This window comes from Polaribacter litoreus, from assembly GCF_054584775.1.
In genome coordinates, this window is record NZ_JBTLRD010000001.1 from 158,471 (window position 1) to 174,768 (window position 16,298).

The 16,298-nt window shown below is 32.0% G+C and carries 8 protein-coding genes; 1 reads left to right on the forward strand and 7 read right to left on the reverse strand.

The window, feature by feature from the left end:
• Positions 1 to 8: 8 nt before the first annotated feature.
• Positions 9 to 1,400 (reverse strand): cellulase family glycosylhydrolase, encoded by a 1,392-nt coding sequence (locus ACW9UN_RS00605; protein ID WP_459483054.1) that lies wholly within the window; start codon positions 1,398 to 1,400, stop codon positions 9 to 11.
• Positions 1,397 to 3,130 (reverse strand): sulfatase family protein, encoded by a 1,734-nt coding sequence (locus ACW9UN_RS00610; RefSeq protein WP_459483055.1) that lies wholly within the window; start codon positions 3,128 to 3,130, stop codon positions 1,397 to 1,399. Before ACW9UN_RS00610 ends, ACW9UN_RS00605 begins: the two co-directional genes overlap by 4 nt.
• Before the next feature lie 172 nt (positions 3,131 to 3,302).
• On the opposite strand from ACW9UN_RS00610, the gene ACW9UN_RS00615 reads away from it, so the two are divergent.
• A complete protein-coding gene (locus ACW9UN_RS00615; protein WP_459483056.1) occupies positions 3,303 to 4,181 on the forward strand; it encodes a hypothetical protein in 879 nt (292 codons plus the stop codon).
• Here ACW9UN_RS00615 and ACW9UN_RS00620 read toward each other — a convergent pair.
• The 5 genes from ACW9UN_RS00620 to ACW9UN_RS00640 all read right to left on the reverse strand — a co-directional run bounded on the left by ACW9UN_RS00620 (position 4,178) and on the right by ACW9UN_RS00640 (position 16,287).
• Complete coding sequence (locus ACW9UN_RS00620; RefSeq protein ID WP_459483057.1) at positions 4,178 to 5,764, reverse strand: sulfatase; 1,587 nt, start codon at positions 5,762 to 5,764, stop codon at positions 4,178 to 4,180. The genes ACW9UN_RS00615 and ACW9UN_RS00620 overlap by 4 nt on opposite strands.
• A 20-nt stretch (positions 5,765 to 5,784) precedes the next feature.
• Positions 5,785 to 6,783: a T9SS type A sorting domain-containing protein gene (locus tag ACW9UN_RS00625; RefSeq protein WP_459483058.1), complete on the reverse strand. Its 999-nt coding sequence runs from the start codon at positions 6,781 to 6,783 to the stop codon at positions 5,785 to 5,787.
• 73 nt (positions 6,784 to 6,856) lie between these two features.
• A complete protein-coding gene (locus ACW9UN_RS00630) occupies positions 6,857 to 9,712 on the reverse strand; it encodes an alpha-L-rhamnosidase (protein ID WP_459483059.1) in 2,856 nt (951 codons plus the stop codon).
• A 151-nt stretch (positions 9,713 to 9,863) separates the two neighbouring features.
• Entirely contained in the window at positions 9,864 to 13,445 is a 3,582-nt protein-coding gene (locus ACW9UN_RS00635) for an alpha-L-rhamnosidase-related protein (RefSeq protein WP_459483060.1), read from the reverse strand.
• Positions 13,446 to 13,731: 286 nt separating this feature from the next.
• Complete coding sequence (locus ACW9UN_RS00640) at positions 13,732 to 16,287, reverse strand: GH39 family glycosyl hydrolase (RefSeq protein ID WP_459483061.1); 2,556 nt, start codon at positions 16,285 to 16,287, stop codon at positions 13,732 to 13,734.
• Between the last annotated feature and the right edge of the window lie 11 nt (positions 16,288 to 16,298).

The window sequence follows — 16,298 nt, forward strand, 5'->3', positions numbered from 1 at the left end:
TAAAGTGTTTAATAATTTTGAAGTCCTGGTACTATTTTAATCTGATACTCTGCATTGTCTTTACCCCATTTTAAAACAATTAATTTTTGAGATTTCGTATCCCAAATAAAATCTGCAGGATTAGAATCTTTGGTTGTTTTATACACTTCTAAACCCACATTTTTTAATGGATTATAATACATCACAAAATCATTATTGATAATGATTGAAAAACCATCTGGATAATGTCGGTTTGCTCCAATAAAAATTTTAGAAGCTCCTTTACTATTGTCGGATTTTATATGCAAACTCAATTCTCTTTTTGCGAAATTGAATAAAAACGATTGAATATCGCCAGCAATTGCTTGCGGAAAAGGTCTTGAAATTACATCTGTAATGTATTTACGTTCAACTGTGCCTGCATCTGTTTTATCACTAAAAATAGACCAAGTAGAAGGGCCAGGTTTTAGAAAATTTTGCATGGTTCTATTGCCTAAAAACCAAGCTTTAATTGAACCAACACCCATTTTATCAAAAACCTCAGCAGTTCTAATATACATTTCACTGTACTTTAATTGTCCCCAATTACCTACTAAAGTAGTGTCTGTTCTTGCAAAGGTTGGAAAACCCCACTCACCAATTAAAATTGGTGCTTTTAACATGGCTGATTCTCTATCAAAACGATCCATGTTTTTTTTGATAAAATCTACATTGCTTTGATAAATATGAGGTGCAAAAATGATGTTTTTACGATTTACAGGTGATGTAATTTCTGCATATTGATTATTATCAATTTTTTCGCCTTTATTCATAAAAATAGATTGAAATAAAATCTTTTTCTCTGGATTTATTTTATGGCTTTCATCAATAATTCTTTGGTATAGAGGCACTAGATATTTATCCGTTAAATCTTTGTAAGTAATATCCATTTTAAGTTTTCTAGGTTCATTTACAATGTCATACCCTAAAACATACGGTTCATTGGCAAATCTTTTCCAAATAACTTTCCATGCATTAATATATGTTTTGTATTGATAATCATTTTTATTTTGCCAAAACTCTTCCCAAACAAATTTGTCTACTCCATAAACTGTCATTTTAAAAATTGTTTTTATATCATGGTTTTTTCCTAGCCCCACTAAAGAATCTAATTTTTGTAAATATTTTGGTTCCATTTTTCCTCCAGGAAATTCGCTTACTTTACCAAGTTCTAAGCGAATAACTTGATGATTGGCACCCATTCTAACTTGTCTTGCATAATCATCACTATTAAAAAAGACTTCACCTTTATGATCGTTGGTATTGATTACAAAACCTCTAGGTATAACGTGTCTACCTTGTTCATCTCTTAAACCGTGTTTAATCTGAGAAAAACTAACTATTGTAAATGCCAGTACTATTATTGTAGTAATTTTTTTCATTTTGATGCTGATTCTTGTTTTGATATTGTTGTAGTAATTGTTTTACTTGGTATATAGCCAATTCTATGGGCTTGTACCAGTAACGTTTTAGTAGATTTTACTTCAAAAGGTGCTGAATATACTTGCCAATTATTGGCTTTCGGATTGGTTTTATAACCAATAGAGGCTCCTTTAGTATTACAATTAATTATAACTTTATTATTCCTAAACTGAACCACAGGATCTGCTGTTACAGGTTGTGATTTTTTACCATTCCAGAGTTTAGCAACCAAATCTTTTTCGAGTAAATTTGGGTTGTCTTTAATTTCTGATAACCATCTGTCCATTTCATTAGATAGCTCCATCAGCTTTTTTTTGTATTTTGGATTCTTAGCTAAATTATTCAGCTCAAAAGGATCATTTACACAATCAAATAACTCTTCTTTAGGTTTAGTTTTTCTAAACCATTGCATTTGATTTTCATTTAATTTACCTTCCTTTTTCAGCATCAATAGATTTTGCATGGTTGGTATTTTTTCTCTGTAAGTAATAGGAAGATAATACCCTTGCTCTGGCCTGTAATTTCTAATATATTTAAACTGCTTGTCTTTTACCGCCCTAATTGCATCAGTAAAACCATCAAAACGATCTGCAGCAGCGTGAATATAATTGCGTTCTTTTGATTTGTATTTTCCTAAAAAAGGTTGACCTTGAAAGTATTTTTTAGGTTGTTGATTTATCAAAGAGAGTAGGGTAGGTGCAAAATCAACAAAACTTAACAATTGCGCATCTTTTGTTCCAGCATTTTTTTTATCAGGAAAACGAATAATCATTGGTGTTTTTAAACCCGAATCATAGATTAATCTTTTTTCTCTAGGCATTGGCCCTCCATGATCACCGTAAAAGAAAATAATAGTATTCTCTAGCAAACCATCTTCTTCTAATTGTGTTAAAACAGATCCAACTTGTCTATCCATTTCTGCAATATTGTTGTACAGTTTCCAAAGATCTCTTTGTACAATATCTGTATCTGGTAAATAAGGAGGCACTTTAAATTTAGTATCTTTTGGAATATGAACAGTAGTTTCTGCTTCTGTCATTCTATTTTTAGCATGAGATTTTCCTTTGTTTTTCCAATTGTACGATTTATCTCCAGCATGATAATGCCTTGTTTCAATTTCTCTAAAACCATAAGGTTCAAACAAACCAGACTCGTGAGTTTCAGTAAAATTAAACACCGCAAAAAACGGTTGATCTTTGCTTCTATTTCTCCAATGTGCGTAAGGACTACTTTCATCCCAAGCAGTTACAGGAGGTTTAAATTGATAATCTGTTTTGTAATTATTAGTACAATAATATCCATTCATTCGCATCAATTCACTAATCATTTTAACTTCTGGTGGAGGAACAGCTCCATATTTAGGAATGCCAATAACATCATTATAAGAAGTTGTTCGCATATGATTTGCGCCAATACTAGAAGGGTACATTCCTGTAGCAATTGCGGCTCTACTTGGGGCACAAACGCCAGAAGTAGAGTAGAGGTTTGGGTATATTACACCTTCTTTAGCTAATTTGCTTAAGTTTGGTGTAACTATTGTAGAGTCTCCAAAGGAAGGAATATAATGCCCCATATCTTCAGTTACTAACCAAAGAATATTGGGTGGCTTAGAAACTATTTCTTTTTGTTTACAACTGGTTATGAAAAAGAGCGTAATGAATATTAGAAAAGAGCACTGCTTGATGTTCATTTGTTTTATGTTGTTATCTTTAGTTGCAAAATATTTAATAAGTTAAACTTATGTATCTTGTACTGTACCGATTATTAAGATAATATTCATAAAATAACTTCTATGACAGGATACTACAGGGTATTTATATTATAAGATGATGCTATTTTTAAGCATTTAAATAAACAATACGATGAAAAAAAGTGTTTTAATTACATTTTCAATATTATTTTCTTTATACCAAATTACAGCGCAAACCATCAATCCTCCAAAAGGAAGAATTGCTATAGTTGCTGACGGAAACTCTCCTGATCCTGATGATTTAGGTGGTACAGCCATAACTATTGCTTTATTAAAATCTGCTGGTTTAGAAGATAGATTGGTACATTATTCTCATAGTTGTGATTTGGTTAGAGATGATCGTATTTCTGAGAGAGCAGAAAGAGAAAGACACCATTTAATGCAAATAGCTTGCGATATGACTGCTAGACTTTGGGACGGTTTTAATCACCTTACTTTTTACGATGCAATTTGGCAAAAAGAAGAAACAATTAACGATTTATGTTGGGCAATAAATACCTCTACAAAAGACAATCCTTTGTGGATTGTTGAAGCTGGTGAACCTGACATTATAGGAATGGCTTTACAAAAAACACCGAAAGAAAAGCATAAATATGTAAAAGTGATTACACATCATCCTGCAAATGATAATGCAGGCGATTTTTATACCTGGCAACAAATTTTAGATTTTGGTGTTGAGGAAGTTCGTATTCCTGATCAAAATATAAAATTAAAGGTTCCTATTGCTGAATGGAATTGGGCTAAAAATCATACAGATTCGCGTATTCAATTAATTTGGACACTTGGTAAATTGGCAGAAGTAGATGATGTTGTTCGATTTCAAAAAGGAAAATGGGATTGTTCTGATGCTGGAATGATTTTATATTGGATTACTGGAGCCAACAAAAACAATGGTCTAAAACAAGGAACTGTTGATGATGTAAAAAAAATATTATTAGATTTTATTGCAAAAAATCCTGAACCTAAAAGAGGTCCTAAAAAGAAAAATTAATCATTTGTAATTTTACTTTTCCACCAATTTGCATTGGGTTTAAAATCTTTAGAAAGTATTTCTAATCTATTTTTTTCTAAGGATTTTAATTTTTGGTTGATAATATTAAAATCTCTTTTTGCATCTTTTATACTATCGTATTCTGTATCCTTTATCGGAAATTTTGCACCAACTTCTTGTAACCAATTCATCAATTTATTATGAAGCTGTTTTGCCAATTTTGGATGGTCTGCAACTACGTTCAATTCATCTTTTTCAGTTGAAGGAAGTTTGAATAATTCTTGACGATTATCTTCATAATAATGAATTAATTTCCAACCATTCTGTTGAATTATAGAAGATGGTTCTCCTCCTTGGTTACCATAATGTGGATAGTGCCAAAATAAAGGTCTATCTGTATTGATTTCTTTAACTTCTAACAAAGGCTTTAAACTGATACCATCTTTGTGTTGTTCTGGTTTTAGAGAAATACCTGCTAAATCTAAAAACGTTGGATAAAAATCGGTATGCATAACAGGGAAATCTGTTTCAAAACCTTTGTTTTCTAACCATGGAACTTTAATAAAAAATGGTTCTCTAATTCCACCTTCCCATTGATAGCCTTTTCCGCCTCTTAAAGGTAAATTACTTGTAGAAAAATTATCTCCAGAAGCCACACCACCATTGTCTGAAGTAAAAACAACAATCGTATTTTTATCTAAACCATTATCTTTTAAAGTTTTTAATACGATTCCTACAGCATCATCCATGGTTTCTACTAAACCTCCATAAATAGGATTGTCTTGTACTTGACGAATTGGCAAAACACGTTCCATTTTATAACCAGATTTTGCGATACCCAAACTGTCTGCTTTATTTCTGTATTTTTTCCATTTATTTTCTGTAGTCTGTATAGGTGCATGCACTGCATAAAAAGATAAAAAAGCAAAAAAGGTTGAATCTTTATTTTGTTGGATAAAATTGGCAGTTTCTTTGGCTAAACGTATGGTAAGATTTTCTCCTTTTTGTTTGTTTTCTAATTTCGGATTTTGCCAAGGAGAGAAAAATCCACCTGATGGACCTCCTCTGTGAAAACCTCCTTTATTGATATCAAAACCATGATCTTCTGGATAAGAACCCTTGTTACCTAAGTGCCATTTTCCAGCAAAAAAAGTTTTGTATCCATTGCTTTTTAAAGCTTCTGCAATGGTAATATCGTCTTTTGGTAAATTTTGAACATAATTTGCAGGTAATAATTTGTCATACCTTTTTCTGCTGCGCCAATTTGTTCCGGTCTTTGCGCCAATCCAATCTGTAATTCCATGTCGTGCAGTAAATTTACCAGTCATAATACTAGCTCTAGAAGGGCTACAAACTCTACTTGCTGCATAGCCTTGTGTAAAAATTACACTTTGATTAGCGAGTTGATCTACATTTGGTGTTTCGTAAAATTGACTTCCTGTAAACCCTAAATCATGATATCCTAAATCGTCTACAAGAATAAATAGAATGTTTGGTTTTTTATACTCTTTGATTTCCTTTTTTTTACAACTGAAAAGAAGCGTAAGAGATAAGACTAAAAAGCATTTTAACACTGTAAGCACTGTGATGTTTTAATATAAGATTATATTTTAATAATTTTCTTTACAAAATGATTGGTTTTGTCATCATTAGAAATAAAGTAAACACCATTGGTTAAATCACTAATGTCTATCATTTTTGAAGTATTATCGCTTTTTATTTTTCTAACTACAGCACCAAACATATTGGTAATAATTAAATTAGAATTTAAAGGGATATTTTTTATTTCTATTTTTCCTGCAGTAGGGTTGGGGTAAATTTTAGTTTCTTTTTTTTTAAAATCTTTAGTAGATAAAGAAGCATCATAGCATGTAGATTCTGGGTTGGTTAAATTGTGTGCATTAGAATCTGACAAATTACTTCTTCTTAACACCATTTTATCCATAAAAAAGAAATTTGACCTTGCATCAATGATAATCGAATAATTACCTGCAGTATTAAAAGTTGCCCAAATAAATCTAAAAGAATTACCATCGTTTGTGTTTGTGACAAAACCCCATTTTCTATCAGGAGTTGAATTTATTGGATGTCTGTTCATAAAAGCTTTAAAAAAACCTCCAGTAGTAGAACCTTCAGGACAATCTCTATCTGGGTTATTAGTACAATTCGGTTTTGGTTCTAAAGCAGGTGAAGCAGTAGGGCTATTTTGACTTGTAGCATAAAAATCATCTGCAACAATTTTTAACCAGGCATCGTTATGTTCACCTCCAGAATCCCCCATACCAATTCTACCTCGCCAAGCCAATCTGTAAGTACCAGGATTATTAATTTTTATATTGTAAGTTATTGCTGCTCCCGTTAAAGAACTAAAAGACTGAGCCCCATTCCAATATATATAATCTATAGTAGAGCCAGATAAATTAGGATCTGATTCACTACCTAATTTCCAACTTGAATCAGCAGGAAAAATACCAGATTCCATTTCTATTGTTAATAAACCATCTTTTTCTTCAAATGGTAAGGAACCATCGCAAGTTGCTGTTTGTGAGTATAATTGGATTGATATTATTGATAGTACAAAAAGTAAAATGCTTTTCTTCATTGTTTTATTTTTATAAGTATAATTACAAAAATACTTCAAGCTATAGCAGAAAGTATCCTGTTCTGTAATGTATTTATTTTGGTGTTTTCTGATATTGAATTTTATAAGATCCAGAACCTAAAATTATATTTGTTGCATCTGCAATAGCAACTTTATTTTTATCTTTAAAAGCATCAAAAGAGGTATCATTTATTTTTAAAGATTCAAACTCTTTTTTATCTAAAATGATTTTAGCCTGTGTATTAAAAGGTACTTCCAAATTCATTGTTAAAGAACCATTTGTATAAGTCCAACTATTTTTGATTGCTCCAAATGGAGTAGGGGCAGATACTTTTGTAGCTGTAATTTGATTTGGAAATTCTGGGTTTACGATAAATTGTTTAAAACCTGTTTTTTCTGTTGATGATTGAACGCCACCTAAAGACTCATAAAAATACGCAGCAAAACCACTATGCATTGGATGGTTTAACGAATTTGTTGGTCCTTCTAGTTCTTCCCAAATAAACTGACGCTCTGGCCAAGTAGTAAAACCAGAATTCATTACATACGTTTGACTAGGAAACTCTGGTGTTGTTAAAATTTGATACGCTAAATCTGCTTTCCCATATTTAGACAAAACTGTATAAATATATCTATTTCCATGAATTCCTGTAGAATGATGCCCTCCTTTTACCTCAACAATATTGTGTACTAAACCATTTACCACAGTTTCTATTTCTGATGCTGGAACCATATTAAATTGTAAAGCTTGTACAGTTGCTGTCTGACTTTGATACCATTTGTGTTTTGTATTTGGAATATCGACTAAAAACTGTTGATTGAAAGCTTTTAACAACGCTTCTTTTTCATGTTTCATTTTTGCTTCATAAGCAGCATCATTATTCATTTTTGCAAAAATTTCCATGATTCCCAACACATCATAAAAATATGCGTTTGCAGAAATAATTGGGTCACATTCCATTGCACTTGGGTTTTTTCTTCTATCCCAAAGTGGGGGACACCAATCTCCCATACCATCTTGCATAATTCCGTTTTTTCCTTTAAAATTTAGGTAGAAATCAGTCAATCCTTTCATAGGTTCATAATAATCTTTTACGATAGATTCATCACCATAAAACTTATAATTGTACCAAGGCAAATACATGGTTGCAACACCCCAATCTATTTTTGCGTAGGTAGATGTTCTTTTACCTGGCGCAATCATTGTAGGAACTTGAAACTTTAATTCAGGATTGTTATGTCCTTTTGTTGGTCGCATTTGTGTTTTAATGTCTTCCATGTATTTTTTATAAAAATCATACATATCATAATTGTACAACGCATATTCACAAAAAGCATGTGCATCACCCAACCAACCACATTTTTCTCTGTGAGGGCAATCTTCTGGAATTCCGTGTACATTATCTACAATTGTCCATTTACTAATGTCGTGCATTTTGTTTAACAACTCATCAGAAGATGTAAAACTACCTGTTTCTTGAATGTTTGTAGCTACCAAAACTGCCTTAATCATATCTGCATCTGGTTTTCTAGAAATACCTTTAATTTTGGCAAATCTAAATCCGTGGTAACTAAATTTAGGCTCCCAAGATTCAACACCTTCTCCTTTACAAATGTATTTGTAAATCTGTGGCATTCCGTTTGCACCACCACCAGTTGAACCTTTAAAAATATCTTTTCCGTTTGTTAAAAGGGCTTCTGTGGTAATAATGTCTATGAGTTGTCCTTTTTTTTCTTCTACATTAATTTTTACCCAACCTGCAATATTTTGTCCAAAATCTACAATCCATTCTCCATCTGTACCTTTAAAAACTCTTATAGGTTCAAATTCCTGTAATTTTTTAATTGGTGGAATTTGTTGTGCACTAATTGTTCTTAATTTTGGTGATGCAATTTTTGCATTTCCCCAAGAAGTATCATCAAAATTAACAGAAGTCCAATTCCCTAATTCGAAGTTAGCATCATAGGTATCTCCTCCATAAATATTGTTGAATACAATAGGTCCTGTGGATTCTTTCCAATTTTCATCCGTGTAAAAATCTTTTGTAGAGCCATCAGCATATTTTAATTTCACCAAACATTTTACGGTTGGTGGGCCATAAGCCATATCTTTTTCTGATTCTGGATCTCGTTTCCAAGAAATATTTTGACCATAAAAGCCATTTCCTAAAATAATTCCGAAGGCATTTTTACCCGACTTTAAAGTTGATGTAATATCATAATTTACATAATACGCTTGCTTATCGTAATTTGATGGAGCAGGATCTAAAACGTGATCTCCTACTTTTTCTCCATTTAAGTATAACTCATAATAACCTAATCCGCAGATATAAATTTGGGCATTTTCTATTTTTTTATCAATCTTTAGTTCATTTCTAAAATAACTAGCAGCAAAACCATTTACCTTTTTAGGCGTTTTCATTCTACCTGTTTTGTAGTTTCTAAATTGATATGGAGAAGTTCTGGTATCATTTTTTAAAGTAATCCATTTAGAATCTCCCCAGTTTTTGTTATCCATCAATCCCATTTGAAATTTTTGAACAGCAGACCATTTTGAAGAACTTCCTTGTTCATCCCAAATCTTCACTTTCCAGAAGTAGGTTTTCATCGCTTTTAAATCTTGGCCTTGGTATTTTACAAATGCAGATTTGTTGCTTTCTACTTTCTTCGAATTCCAAACATCTGCATCAGTTTCATTTAAATTTTCTTCTGATGATGCTACTAAAATTTGATAAGCTGATTGTGATTTATTGAAACCTTCTGCATCAACAACCCAAGAAAACACAGGTTGTTTAGTTTCTATTGTTGATGGATTTTGTTTGGTATTTACCAATAGTTTATCAAAAGAAATAGAACTTGAATGTTTATTGCACGAAACAAAAATAAAAATTAAGAATATAATTGGTAATAGCGTATGTTTTTTCATCATTTCTTGATGTAATTAAATTTTATGGAAAAATAAGTTTAAAAATAATTGACATCATCCTGTACTTACTTGTTAATTAGAGATATTAAAAATAAATGAAATTTTATGTTACAATAATTCTTTTCTAATTAAGCTAAGATTTTAAACCATTTCTCTATTTTTTGATAAATTTTGATTCGTAAGGTTTACCTTCTATATCAGTCATTCTAATTATATATACACCATTACTTAATGAAGAAACATCAATAGTATTATTATTTACGGTAAATGTTTTTATCATTCTTCCTGATAAATCGTAAACCTTTGCACTAAGCATTTCTGCACCTGAGATATTAAGTAGTTGAGTTGCTGGATTTGGATATAATTTTACAGTATCTAATTCAAGTTTATTTTCTGTAATACTAAGACTCTTAAGAAAATCTGGTAGATTCTCAATATTCATTACTTCATTAATTTCAGTTTCAGTAAGTACATCATCGAACATATATACTTCATCTAACATTCCTGTAAAATTTCTTACTACTTGAGTGGCTGAAAATGAACCAAAAATTAATTTACCTATACCTTTGGTTTTGCCTGTTTCAAATTCATCATATTGAGCGATACTTCCTCTTTGCTCACCATTAACATAAAATTTATGTTCTCTTTGCCCTTCTCTTTGGTCTATAACTAAAGCAACATGGAACCAATCATCTTTTTCATCGTTATCTACATTAAATGAAATCGTCCTTTTTTGATGAGAAGATCTAAAGCTTAAATCAGGACCATTAGAATAGAGCAAAGTACGCCCTGAAGTAGCTTGTATAATATCACCACGAGTGGCGTAGTCTGTTACTTTTAACCAAAACGCTATGGTATAAGCAGTTTCAGAACTGTATTCGAAGACTTTGTCTGCAGATGTAAAGTTTGATCCCTGAGTATAACTAAAGACACCTCCTTTGCCGTATTTTGCATTAGCATACGTTACCGCAGATCCCATAGTTGCATTATTGCCATTCCCACTTTCGTCATTACCATTTCCTTCTAAAGGTAAATAAAACAACAGTTTATTTGTAAAAATACCTGCTCTGTCAAGTATACTTATATTAATACTTGCATCAGAACTTTTACCATCTGTATCTGTTACTTTGGCTGTTAACACATAATTCCCACCTTCTAAGTCTGATAATGCAGGCGTATCTGAAGAAGAAAAGTTAAAAGGTCCATCTGTTTTTGTAGCGATAAGCTGTTCGTCAAGATACAATTCAACTTTTTCAATACCTTCATCATCAGTAGCATTCAATTCAATATTTAAACCACCATCTGCCTTCTCAAATATAGCACCATCAGTTGGCGTTGTGAATGAAATTTCAGGATTGTAGTCCACAAATATGTTGGCATTAAACTCCCAAACACCAGGATTTACATTGAACCTTAAAAAAGATTCATCTTCGCTATTGAAAGAAATTCCTGAAACGCCCTCTACAAATGCTCCATTTTTCCAAACAGTTACGCCTCCAACAGTAACTTCAAAAATTTCTGTATTCGTTTTAGGTATTCCTACAATAGCGTTTGTGTTTTCTGGTGATTCTAATTTCAAATTAAAATTCGTTTTCCCTGAATTAACCTCAACTACAATATCTCCTTTAACAGAAGGTACTTTGGTTTCAAATGAATTAAAACTAGCTAATGTTGGGCATACTTCATAGGACGCCCAAGCCACTTCAGTAGCTTTAATACCTGTAATGTAACGAGATAATATATAGTTGGGTGCATTCCAAGCATGGTTTGGTGTACCTGGATTACTGTTAGGATCGCTCTCAAAACGTTCGTATAAAGTGGTTAAGTTCGGGTTATCAACTTGAAAATCGTACACCTCTCTCATTCTAATTAACGCTTTTTCTGTTTCCCCTAATTGCATCAACGCCTCTTCTGCCAACCATTCAAAATGTGGACTTGATTTTCTAACAGGGAATAAAACTTTATCGACTAAGGTATCGTAATGACTTTCATCAGCTAAACCAGCTATAACAGCCAGTGAACTCACTCTTTCTTCAATTGGGTTTCCTGAAGTATTGTAACTACTCCCTCTCCAATACTTTTGGACATAGTTTTCTTTGATGCTATTAATTCTGTTTTCATACCAAGGTATATCTTCATTTTTTTCTAAAACAACTGCCATTTTTCTGGCTGCTTTTAGCGCAATATAATACCAAGTTGCTCTAATTGCATCTCCATCACGATCACTACCCCAATCTGTCCAATTTACACCTCCTTTTCTGTTTTCAGGCATGCCATCTGAAGCCATATTCCATAATTTTAAGTAAGTTAGTATGGCAGGATATGCATTTTCTATAGTCGCTTTATCACCAGTATTATAATAATATTGCCAAACCACATTATCAATAAACTGAAGACTTTGTGCTGCAAACTCGGCTGTTTTCGTTTGAAAGCTACCAAAACCTGGTGTTAAGCCTTCTATAATATCTCCTCTACGATAATTTATGGTGTTATCTATTGCTTTTTTCAATAATTTTCTTCCTGCTTCATCTAAAGTATAAAAAATTGCCCCTGTTTGATCACCAACATCTCCAATCCACAATGCACGTTCTCTATCAGGGCAATCCATGTAACCATCTCTTGCACAGATGTACAATGTGTTACGTGCCATCCACCATAAACGGTTGTAAAACTCATCATCACATTCAAAATTACCTGTCATGTCTCCCACACCTGTCCAACGATATTTTAGTTCTTGAACTTCTACTCCTGAAGGAATGCTATATTCTACAAAATGTCCATTAAACCAAGTATATCCTTCAAATTCTTGAACACCGCTTTTAGAAATATAGGTTGATTTTAATAAGTGAAAGTTGTTATCTGTATCCATAACAACAGTTTTTCCTGCACTAGCATTCAACTTTATATAAGGCGTAATTTGTTGGTTGAATGGAAGTTTTGCTATTATGGTTTTATTAGATCCTGTATTATTTGTATACGGAAGCTGAATTGCTGCTCCGTTTACTGTCATAGATGGATAATCTGTTAATCCTCTATCATTCCATTGAGGTATAGCACGTTCTACCAAATTGCCCCAAGGTTGACTATTTACACCTCCTTTTTCTACAGGTGTATCCCAGTTACTATCGTCATAACCTTCTAAATACCAAGCATTATCCGTCCAATCTCCTAATGCATTTCGCGCATCGAATTTTACGCTGTATGGAGTAATTCGATTGTCTGCTCCACCACCACCACTGTTTGGATCATACCCTGGGTGCAATTTCATTTTCCAAGAAGTATTTGTATTTAAATCTGAAGTCCAATCCGCAGAAACATATAAACCTCCTTTACCACTATCTAAATGAGACTTTCGTGTACGTCCAAAATACCAAGCTAAAATGGCAATCGTATTTTCTCCTTCTTTTAAATAAGGTGCAAAATCTACAGGATCGTAATATGTGGTATTTGGTGCAGCACCTCTTGCTAATCCGCCTTCAAATAAAACCATCTCGCCATTTACCCAAAGCCAATATTTACTATCAACAGCAATATTTACCATTGCTTCTGATGGCACTGTAGTAACATTAATTTTTTTTCTGAACGCTATCCAAGTATTGGCTGGACCATCTTGTTGTTGCCAAATCCATTGAGATTGTGCATTCACAGAAGTTATTGAAATTGTTATAAGGAAAAATAGAGAAAATAAAATTCCTTTTCTTTTAGTTTCGCTGTAAAATCCTTTTTTACTTTTCATTACTTTGTACCTTTATTTTTAATCTTTTGGTTAGTAAAAATCTTTATTTGATATATAGGCTTAACCTGAAGTTTGTCGATGTTTTATTTAGACTACTATATTAAAAAGTATGTGTGTAAAAAGTATCCTGTAGACTCCTTATCTAAATGTATTTCATTTAAGGTCAATATTTAAGTGAATATTTTATTTAAGCAGCTGTAATAATTGTTACAAGAACAAAAAAAAGCAAACATCACTATTAAAATGATATTTGCTTTTTATAAAATTATAGTATTTTGTTCTATTTTTAATACAATATTTTTACAAAAGAATTGTTGATATTTAGAATATAAACACCTTTATCGTAAGAAGAAATATCAATAATATTTCCTTTCCCTTCAATTATTTTTTTTCCTGTGATGGAATACACTTTCCAACTTTTAGGTGTTTGGTTTTTTATTTGAAAGACCCCATTGTTACTTGGATTAGGAAAAACACTTATCTTTTCAATGTTATTTTTATTAACAGATAATTGACTATCAGAAAATATAGCTTTGATATTTAAATCTGATGTTACTGTTATGGCTAAAGGATTATTTGTACTTGTAATATCACCTTCCCAACCTTGAAACGTCCAACCACTTTCTGCAATAGCATTTAAACTCAATTCTTGTCCATTCAGTGCAGTTCCACTGCTATAATTTAATAGGCCTTGACCTTCTTTGCTAAGTGTTATCTTATGAGTAGTTGAGTTTAAAGGAACAAATTCTATCTTATCAAAAACAATACTTCCAGAAGTAAAATTATTATAAAATTTAAATTCATTGATTGTACCTGTCCATAATCCCCAATTTGTTAAATCGAAATCTAAAGTATGCCATTGGTTATCATTAGGTACTGTTTCTTTTTTTCTTCCAGACACAAAACTTGTACCTGGGGCATTTGGTGCCATTTGAAGATCTGGTTTGTCTGAACTATTTTTAACTACAATTCTTAAAGTACCATACAAACTCGCATTGATGTTTAAATCAGTTATGGCTAACATTGGCCAAGAAACATCAGAAGAAAAATCTACACTTAATTTATCATCATCTGTATGAAGAGTCATCCCATTTTTAACGGCAGACCAAGCAGAAAAATCTTCAGTGGTAGCCCAAATAAAAGTTACTGGAGTAATGGCGGTTACAAAATTGGCTTCTGGTCTAAATTCGAATTTTTCAAAAGCAAATGATCCTATTTCAGTAGATAGTGTAACTTCAGAACCAGATTTACCATCACTTCTTGCTTTAGTGGTTAGACTTTTCCATTCTGTAAATTGATGAGGATTTGGATTTTCATAATTTTGATATGCAGTATAACCTGCCTCTGTTAAGGTGCGATCTGGGTTTCCTTTAGAATCAAAACCACTCATCACAAAGTTTGCATTATTGATTAAAAAGTTCTGAAGCTTATTATTCTCTTTTCCATAAGATTTACTTCTATAATATAATGTTGTGCCCACTGCTAAATCTGTAGTAAACGAAACCTCTACAGTTTCATTCGTTTTATAAGAAATTGAACTACTATTGTAGTTATAGATTAATACATCATACTCATCTTTTGTTTCGTTTTTTGCAAAAATAGCATCCAACTCATTTGTGGAAGTATTAGGATTCCCTGAACTACTGGTTTCATAACGAACCAAACCTTGCATTGCATCTAATTCTTTTATACCATCTGGATTTTCACTACCAGTTCTATTTCCCCATCTGTAAATAAATTCTAAGCCTTTATCTTTATTCTTAAAATAGGTATTCGAAAAAATCAATTCTACAATTTCTCTATGCGAAGTTTCACAGGTTATATACCCTTTACCATCTGCTCCACTCATTGTAGTAACCGTAGAATATTCCATAATGTCTATTGTCGTTTCGGGATTCCATTTGGGATTATTGATTAATGGTGCAAAATTTTTAGTGTATTTTCCGTTCATATCTCTAAGACTACTATTGCCAATAATAATATAATCTGAAAGCCCCCAAAAATCACATTTAATATTATTCGCATCATTGTAATCTATAAGGTCTTCTATAAAAGAAGCATAAGGTTCACCTTTATAATTCAAAACAGTTCCATTTCTATACAAAAAACCAGGATTTCTAGTATGTAAACCTACTTTTGCATTGGGTAAAATGGCTCTTACAGCACTTTCTGTATTGGCAAAGTGTTCGATAAAATCTTGTTTAGTACCAAACCAATGATCTGGAGTTTCTATTTCTGAACCTACTCTAAATCGCCATTTTAATACCTGCTCTTCACCATAAGTTTCCACCAATTTAGTCATCAACGCTTTTATAAAATCATGATAAGCTTCTTTATCTGCAGGTGGTAGAGAGTTTCCATAAATGGATATTCTTTCATTTTCTCTAAAATTGATATTATCTCTTGTTCCTTCTGGAATAAATGTATATCCGTGCTGAAAAGCCCAAGGCGGTTGATCTAAAGCAATTTGTAAAATTTCTGTTTGTGAATTGACCACTTTATTTAATCTATTGATAAGCGGATCCCATCTATACACATATTTATTGTTGATAGAATCGTATAAACAAGGGTCAAAATCTAGATCTTTAGCATTCTCACCATTTACCTTTTTATTGATTCCACCAATCATTCTAACAATATTCATTTTAAGTCCAGTACGAATATTAGATCCATTTCTTGGACTTATTCTATTGGCAACATTCCAAACATCGTGTATTGGCAATTTTTTATCAGTTTCACTTGTAAAATCTGTAGATAACTTTACTTGACCTTGTGTCTGGATGATCAAGGTAAAACTCAATAAAAGAAAAACATATTTTTTTATAAAGGTTAATTTTTTCATTATCAATAATT

Excerpts from the sequence above, each read along its gene's own strand:
- ACW9UN_RS00605 (WP_459483054.1), bottom strand. The coding sequence starts at position 1,400 with ATGAAAAAAATTACTACAATAATAGTACTGGCATTTACAATAGTTAGT.
- ACW9UN_RS00610 (WP_459483055.1), bottom strand. The coding sequence starts at position 3,130 with ATGAACATCAAGCAGTGCTCTTTTCTAATATTCATTACGCTCTTTTTC.
- ACW9UN_RS00615 (WP_459483056.1), top strand. The coding sequence starts at position 3,303 with ATGAAAAAAAGTGTTTTAATTACATTTTCAATATTATTTTCTTTATAC.
- ACW9UN_RS00625 (WP_459483058.1), bottom strand. The coding sequence starts at position 6,783 with ATGAAGAAAAGCATTTTACTTTTTGTACTATCAATAATATCAATCCAA.
- ACW9UN_RS00630 (WP_459483059.1), bottom strand. The coding sequence starts at position 9,712 with ATGATGAAAAAACATACGCTATTACCAATTATATTCTTAATTTTTATT.
- ACW9UN_RS00635 (WP_459483060.1), bottom strand. The coding sequence starts at position 13,445 with ATGAAAAGTAAAAAAGGATTTTACAGCGAAACTAAAAGAAAAGGAATT.
- ACW9UN_RS00640 (WP_459483061.1), bottom strand. The coding sequence starts at position 16,287 with ATGAAAAAATTAACCTTTATAAAAAAATATGTTTTTCTTTTATTGAGT.